Genomic DNA, 6998 nt, shown 5'->3' with positions numbered 1-6998 from the left:
GCGCGTCGGGCTCGGCGGGCATCGGTGGCGTCTCGGGCGACTCGGGCCGGTCGGGGTCGGTCTGGGGCGGCAGCGACGCCGCGTCCTCCTGCCAGTCGGGTGCCGTCGGGTCGCGCAGCTCGTCGCCGCGGCTGTCGTCGCTCACGGATCCTCCTCCTGCGTGGGGCGTCCGGCACGCCCTCCTGCGGTCATCCAACCATGGGGCCCGAGTCCCGCGCGGGAGTGCGCGTCGAGCTCACCGACCGGCTGAGAGAGGCAACGGAGGACCGTGTGCCGCGGTGTGCGCCCGTCGGCACCACCGGCCGGCCGACCCGGAACCGGGCTGCGCTCACACCGGCGTGCGACGATGACCGGATGGAGATGCGGCTGCCCCAGCGCGAGCCGGCGGACGACCTGCCGCCCCGGATCACGGTCTACGAGGTGGGCCCACGCGACGGGCTGCAGAACGAGGCGTCGATCGTTGCGCCCACGGTCAAGGCCGAGCTCATCCGGCGTCTCGCCGGGGCAGGTCTGGGGACGATCGAGACGACGTCGTTCGTGAACCCTTCGTGGGTGCCTCAGCTCGCGGACGCGGCCGAGGTGCTCGAGATCCTCGGCGATGAGGGCCGCGGGCCGCGACGCCCCGTCCTCGTGCCGAACGAGCGCGGGCTCGACCGTGCGCTGGAGGCCGGGGTCGGCGCCATCGCCGTCTTCGGCAGTGCGACGGAGACCTTCGCGCAGCGCAACCTCGGGCGGAGCGTCGCGGAGTCGATGGCGATGTTCCGGCCCGTCGTCGAGCGGGCACTCGCCGCGGGACTGTGGGTCCGGGCCTACGTCTCGATGTGCTTCGGCGACCCGTGGGAGGGGGACGTCCCGGTGACACAGGTCGTCGACGCGTGCCGATCGCTCATGGACCTCGGCTGTCACGAGCTCTCGCTCGGCGACACCATCGGCGTCGCGACGAGCGGCCACGTCGTCCGGCTCCTCGACGCGTTGGAATCGGCCGGGATCGGAGTCGACCGGATCGGGGTGCACTTCCACGACACGTACGGGCAGGCTCTCGCCAACACGCTGGCCGCCCTTCGCCGTGGTGTCACCGTCGTCGACGCCGCGGCCGGTGGCCTCGGCGGGTGCCCGTATGCGAAGAGCGCCACGGGCAACCTCGCGACGGAGGACCTCGTGTGGGCCATGGACGGTGCCGGCGTCGAGACCGGCGTCGACCTCGGGGCCCTCGTCGAGACGAGCGTCTGGTTGGCCGGCGAGCTGGGGCGCCCGAGCCCGTCACGGGTCGTACGGGCCCTCACCGGCGGCTGACAGCCCGCCCGCCGGGGCTCGCCCGGCGGCCGGCCCCCTGCCCCGCCCGGGCTCGCCGGCGGCCGGTTCCCTGCATCGCTCTCGCGGACGAACCTCACGGGAACCACGCGCGCCCGGACGATGAGCGGCCGGGCCGTCCCTCGCCTGCCGGTTGCGGTGCGGATTCACAGCCTCCTGACAGTCCCGCGATGCACGCTGCGGAGAGCATGGCGAGGGAGGACCTCATGAGCGACGATCAGCGGCCCGAGGGCCAACAGGGCGGCCCCCCGACGCCTGACGCCGGTGGGCCGGCTGAGCGAGGACCGTCCGCGGGCGGCAACGACCCGACCCAGCCGATCCCACCGACGGGCAGCGACCCGGCCCATCCGGTCCTGCCGGCGCCAGGCGGACCGACCCAGCCGATCCCGTCCCAGTCCTCCGCCCCTCAGGCCCAGGGCGGTGCCCGACGACTGTGGCGCGAGGCGACGGCGACGACGGGAGCTCGCGTCGCGACGATCCTCGCCCTAGCGCTGGCCGTCGTCGTCGTCCTCGGTGGGGTGACGGCAGCCGTCGTCGCCGTGACGCACCTCGACCACCGCAACGGGCCGATGATGGACGGCCGGGGCGCTCGAGGGCCCGGCTTCCCCGGCCCGGACGGCGAGGGTCGAGGCGGTGGGACGCGTGGCCCCGGCGGGGAGGGCGACGGCAGCCGGGGCCTCGGCCCCCTCACCATGGGACCGAGCGGCGCGCTGCACGGCGAGGTGACCGACGGTCGCGGCACGACCTACGTCTTCCAGCGCGGCGAGGTGACCGCCTCCTCCACCTCGTCGCTGAGCCTGCGGAGCAGTGACGGGTTCACGGGCACGTATGCGATCACCTCCGACACCCGGGTCGTCGGGCGGGGCTCGGGGGTTCCCGCGAAGGGTGCGACGGCATACGTCCTCGCGACGAAGGACGGCAACAAGGCGGTCCTCGTCCGCAGCGGCGGTGCCCGGGCATCCGGTGCGGGCACCGGCGCCGACGGCTCGACGACCTGAGGCCCGAGGAGCGCAGGAGCGATAGCCTCCCGGTCATGACGAGGCCGGCGAGTGGCGAGCAGTGGATCCTCCGACGCGGCGAGGACGAGGTGACCGTCGTCGAGGTGGGCGGGGGTCTGCGCCGATGGGTCCACGAGGGTGTCGACGTGCTCGCCGGCTACGGCGCCGACGAGATGTGCCGGGCCGGTCGCGGGCAGCTGCTCATGCCGTGGCCCAACCGGATCCGCGACGGCCGCTACGACCTCGACGGGACGTCGCGGCAGCTGCCGCTCACCGAACCCGCCTTCGGGAATGCCAGTCACGGACTCGTCCGGTGGCTCGCCTGGACCCCCGCCGAGCACTCCGACGACACCCTCACCGTGACGTGCGCGCTCCATCCGCAGCCCGGATGGGAGTGGAGCCTCGACCTCAGCGTGACGTACCGGCTGGGTGACGGCGGGCTGTCGGTGAGCACCGCTGTCCGCAACGTCGGAGAGGGACGCGCGCCGTTCGGGTACGGTGCGCACCCCTACGTCTCGATCGGCTCCGACGACCCGGCGGGCGTCGTCCTCCAGGTGCCCGCCGAGCGCTGGGTCGAGGTGGACGACCGCCTCCTCCCCGTGGCGGTGCGCGACGTCGAAGGCACCGAGCTCGACTTCCGGGCACCGCGTCCGCTGGGCTCCACGAGCCTCGACACGGCGATGACCGGACTGTGCCGCGACGACGACGGGTGCTGGCGGATCACCGTGTCGGGGTTGTCGGCGCTCCCGCCGGTCACCATCTGGGCCGACGCCTCCTTCGGCTGGACGCAGGTCTTCACCGGCAAGGCCGCCGCCGAGGGCGAGCACGGCGTCGCGGTCGAGCCGATGTCGTGTCCTGCCGACGCGTTCAACTCGGGCATCGACCTGGTCCGTCTCGGGCCGGGTGAGGAGTGGTCCGGCACGTGGGGGATCTCCCTCGGCTAGCCGACGGCCACCACGTCAGTGGGCGGCGCGGTCATCGTGGGCGCGCTCGGCGCCCTTGGCGTATGTCGAGGGGGAGGATGGTCGGATGCCGTTGACGACCGGGCTGATCCGCCGCTCGAGAGCCATGGCGAGGACCGCGACGACTCCGCAGCCAACGAGCAGCATCGTGATGAACGCGGACCCGAGATGGTGGTCGAGCATGACACCGGCGACGACGGGCCCGACGATCCCGCCACCCTGGAAGGCCGCCGCCGACAGCGCGTTGTAGCGGCCCCTCAGGTGGTCGGGGGCCAGGTCGTTGGTGATGGCGGGCACGGTCGGCTGGAGCATCGTCTCGCCGAACCCGAAGAACGCATGGAAGAGGATGACGCCGGCCGTCGCCGCCATCGTCGCCGGCGCGAGCCCGGTCGCCCCGAGCGTCAGCCAGGCGGTGGCCCACACGACCGCCATGACGACGAGCACCCTCGTGCGTCGATGACCCTCGATCCGGCGCAGGACGACGAACTGGCACAGCACGATGACGGCGGTGTTCGCGGCGAAGGCCCACCCGATGGCACGGGTCGAGGCCCCCGACACCTGACGGGCGAACGCCGGGAAGCCCGCCTCCATCTGCCCGTACCCCACGAACGTCGCGATGAAGGTCAGCAGGAGGAGCCAGGCCACCGAGGGCTGCCGGGCGATCCGCCAGTATGACGCGGGCTGCCCGTCCGTGTCGTCGGGGCGCTCGGCGCGGCCATGGATGTGCCGCAGGGGCCCGAGGAGCAGACCGATGGGGATGAGCATCGACGCGGCGTCGAGGAGGTAGATCGTCGTGAAGGTGCTCGGGCGGTGCACGTCGACGAAGGCGCCCGCGATGATGCCGCCCACCCCGATGCCGAGGTTGACGAGGGCGAAGCTGATGCCGAAGTACGTCTGCCGGATCGAGCCCTGGACGATCGAGGCGACGAGCGCGTTGAAGGCGGGCCAGGTGATGCCGGAGACGCCCATGAGGGTCATCGCGGCGGCGGCCTGAGGCACGGTATGCGCGACGGCGAGGATCGCGACGCCGACGAGCTGGCATGAGGACCCGAAGAGGGAGACCGCGCGCGCGCCGAACCGGTCCGTCGCCGCCCCGCCCGGCCCGGTCGCGAGGACGCCCACGACGAAGATCCAGGCCATCAGGGTGCCGGCGACGTCGAGCGAGATACCCCGCACCTCGTGGAGGTAGATGACGGTGAACGGCAGCGTGAGGCCACGCCCGAGGAGCTGGATGGCGGTCGTCGACAGCAGCCACTTGCCCTCGCGGGGCAGCACGGCCCAGAAGGAGCGTAGCGAGAGGCGCAGGGCCGGTGGAGACGACGAACTGCTCACCTGGGCATGGTGTCACCGGGTGGGGACAGTCTCATCCGGATTTCCTGCCGGCCGGGCCTCATCGGGTCTCGTTGCCGGGCGGGTTCCGGACTCTCGCCGGGCGGATCCGGGACTCTCCCCGGCCGGGCCCCGGGCCTTCGCATACCGGGTCTCGGACTCTCGCCGGCCGGATCCGGGACTCTCCCCGGCCGGGTCTCGGGCCTTCGCATACCGGGTCTCGGACTCTCGCCGGCCGGTTCCCGAGGTGTCGCACGGCTCATCCCGGCAAACCCGGGCGCGTCGTGGCATACCGAGCGGTTAGCCTTGTCCCAGGGTGCGCGGGCGTGCGCACCCCATCAGCATGCAGGACGAGCAAGAGGTGCGCGGTGCCCACTGGCAAGGTCAAGTTCTTCGACGCGGACAAGGGGTTCGGCTTCGTGTCCGACGACGCCGGAGGTGACGTCTTCGTCCCCGCGAGCGCGCTGCCCGAGGGCGTCAAGACGCTCAAGGGGGGCACGCGGATCGAGTTCGGGATCGTCGAGGGTCGTCGTGGCTCCCAGGCTCTCGGCGTCCGCGTCCTCGACCCGGCGCAGAGCGTCGCGACCAACCGCAAGGTCCGCGACCGCAAGCCGGCCGACGAGATGGTCGTCATCGTCGAGGACGTCATCCGGCTCCTCGACGACGTCTCCAACCAGCTCCGCCGAGGGCACTACCCCGACAAGGCGCACGGCAACAAGGTCGCCCAGGTCCTCCGCGCCGTCGCCGCCGACCTCGAGCTGTGACGGCAGTGGCCACCCCGGCACGCGCCGACGCGACGCTCGCCGCGGCGGTGGATCTCGCGCGCGCGGCCGCCGAGGGGGTCGCGGAGCCGGGCACGGTCGGGGAGCACCTGGGCCTGCAGATGGTCCAGGACCGCGTCGGCACCCACTTCTTCGCGTGCACGTCGGCCGGCTACCCGGGGTGGCGCTGGGCGGTCACGGTCGCCCGCATCCCGAGGTCGAAGACGGTGACGGTCGACGAGGCCAACCTCGTCCCCGGTGAGGGAGCCCTCCTCTCCCCGCCCTGGGTGCCGTATGCCGACCGGCTGGCGCCGGGGGACCTGTCCGTCGGCGACGTCCTGCCCTACCGGCCCGACGACCCGCGCCTCGAGCACGGGTTCGAGGCGACCGGCGACGAGGACGTCGACCAGATGGCCTTCTGGGAGCTCGGCCTCGGCCGGCCCCGGGTGCTGTCCGCCGAGGGCCGCGAGGAGGCCGCGCAGCGCTGGTACGACGGCGAGAACGGGCCGACCGCGGAGATGGCGGTCCGGGCGGCGGAGCACTGCACGACGTGCGGCTTCTACCTTCCGATGGCCGGGGCGCTCCGGCATGCCTTCGGCGTCTGCGCGAACGAGTGGTCCCCGAGCGACGGTCGCGTCGTGAGCCTCGACCACGGCTGCGGCGCCCACTCCGAGGTGGACGTCGTGCGGCCCGAGCCGGAGGCCCTCACGGCGCCGATCCTCGACGACCTGCGGGTCGACCTCCTCCACTGACGGTCGGCTGAGCTCTCCTGGCGCCGGCCCGGACTGGGGGGCCGGTGGCCCGTCGCTCGGCCGGTTGCGCGCCGGATCACGCTCTTGGCCGGCCGCGTGTCGGGTCTTGCGCCTGGGCGGCTGCGTGTCGGGCCACGCTGTTGGCCGGCTGAGTGCCGGGTCTTGCGCTCGGCCGGCTGCGCGTCGGGTCACGCTGTTGGCCGGCTGCGCGCCGGGTCACGCTGTCGGCCGGCTGAGTGTCGGGTCACGCTGTCGGCCGGTGTGTGCCGCGTCTTGCTGTTGGCCGGCGTGTGCCGGGTCTTGCGCTTGGCCGGCTGCGCGTCGGGTCACTCTCGCGGCCGGTGTGTGCCGGGTCTTGCGCTTGGCCGGCTGCGTGCCGGGTCACGCTATCGGCCGGCGGCCATCGCGTTGCCGCGTCCACGCCGCACGTAGGCCAGGCCGGCGAGGCCGAGGGCAAGCCCGGCGACGCAGGTCCACGGCCACCACGACCGGTCCTCCTCGTGGAGTGCGGGGACGGCGAGCGTCGCGACGAGGGCGACGGCCCACAACACGAGGCCGAACAGGATGACGGCGACCGTGCTGACGGGCAGCGGGGCCAGTTCGGGCAGCTCCGGCACGGACAGGTGCATCCGGCTCGAGGCCTCGCTCGAGGGCCTGCTCTCACCGTGGGTCACGACGACCAGCCTATGGGCCGACGTGCGCCGAGGCCCACCCTGCTCGCGGTCTCGCGGCAGGTGTGGGCTTTCCGTGGTTGGGTCGGCGACGACCACGACAACCCCGCACGTGCCGAGGCGGGTTGCGGCAGGTGTGGGCTTTCCGTGGTCGGGTCGGCTCGACGGCCACGACAACCCCGCACGTGCCGAGGCGGGTTGCGGCAGGTGTGGG

The 6998-nt window shown here is 73.3% G+C and carries 7 protein-coding genes; 5 read left to right on the top strand and 2 right to left on the bottom strand.

The window, feature by feature from the left end; genetic code table 11:
- Positions 1-360: 360 nt before the first annotated feature.
- From BN12_RS16105 to BN12_RS16095, 3 genes are all read left to right on the top strand, one after another.
- A complete protein-coding gene (locus tag BN12_RS16105; RefSeq protein WP_048556496.1) occupies positions 361-1293 on the top strand; it encodes a hydroxymethylglutaryl-CoA lyase in 933 nt (310 codons plus the stop codon).
- Positions 1294-1517: 224 nt separating this feature from the next.
- Positions 1518-2309 carry a hypothetical protein gene (locus tag BN12_RS16100; RefSeq protein WP_157635527.1) on the top strand — a complete coding sequence of 264 codons (792 nt, stop codon included), beginning with the start codon at positions 1518-1520 and terminating at the stop codon, positions 2307-2309.
- 35 nt (positions 2310-2344) lie between these two features.
- Complete coding sequence (locus tag BN12_RS16095; protein ID WP_048554039.1) at positions 2345-3253, top strand: aldose 1-epimerase family protein; 909 nt, start codon at positions 2345-2347, stop codon at positions 3251-3253.
- 15 nt (positions 3254-3268) lie between these two features.
- Here BN12_RS16095 and BN12_RS16090 read toward each other — a convergent pair whose 3' ends face one another.
- A complete protein-coding gene (locus tag BN12_RS16090) occupies positions 3269-4603 on the bottom strand; it encodes an MFS transporter (RefSeq protein WP_048554037.1) in 1335 nt (444 codons plus the stop codon).
- A 365-nt stretch (positions 4604-4968) separates the two neighbouring features.
- Here BN12_RS16090 and BN12_RS16085 point away from each other — a divergent pair, with 365 nt between their 5' ends.
- Positions 4969-5364 carry a cold-shock protein gene (locus BN12_RS16085; protein WP_048554035.1) on the top strand — a complete coding sequence of 132 codons (396 nt, stop codon included), beginning with the start codon at positions 4969-4971 and terminating at the stop codon, positions 5362-5364.
- A complete protein-coding gene (locus tag BN12_RS16080; protein ID WP_407667805.1) occupies positions 5361-6113 on the top strand; it encodes a DUF3027 domain-containing protein in 753 nt (250 codons plus the stop codon). The genes BN12_RS16085 and BN12_RS16080 overlap by 4 nt, the downstream gene beginning before the upstream one ends.
- 386 nt (positions 6114-6499) lie before the next feature.
- Here BN12_RS16080 and BN12_RS16075 read toward each other — a convergent pair whose 3' ends face one another.
- The gene (locus BN12_RS16075; protein ID WP_235432433.1) at positions 6500-6787 is read right to left on the bottom strand and encodes a DUF2530 domain-containing protein; all 288 of its coding nucleotides are present in this window, start codon (positions 6785-6787) and stop codon (positions 6500-6502) included.
- Between the last annotated feature and the right edge of the window lie 211 nt (positions 6788-6998).

This window comes from Nostocoides japonicum T1-X7 (assembly GCF_001046855.1).
Classification (GTDB): Bacteria; Actinomycetota; Actinomycetes; order Actinomycetales; family Dermatophilaceae; genus Nostocoides; species Nostocoides japonicum.
Note: the sequence above shows the minus strand (reverse complement) of the source record. Positions and strands in the feature narration are given on the sequence as shown.

Bases quoted from the DNA above. Each gene is read 5' to 3' on its own strand.
- BN12_RS16100 (WP_157635527.1), top strand. From the start codon at position 1,518: ATGAGCGACGATCAGCGGCCCGAGGGCCAACAGGGCGGCCCCCCGACG.
- BN12_RS16105 (WP_048556496.1), top strand. From the start codon at position 361: ATGCGGCTGCCCCAGCGCGAGCCGGCGGACGACCTGCCGCCCCGGATC.
- BN12_RS16095 (WP_048554039.1), top strand. From the start codon at position 2,345: ATGACGAGGCCGGCGAGTGGCGAGCAGTGGATCCTCCGACGCGGCGAG.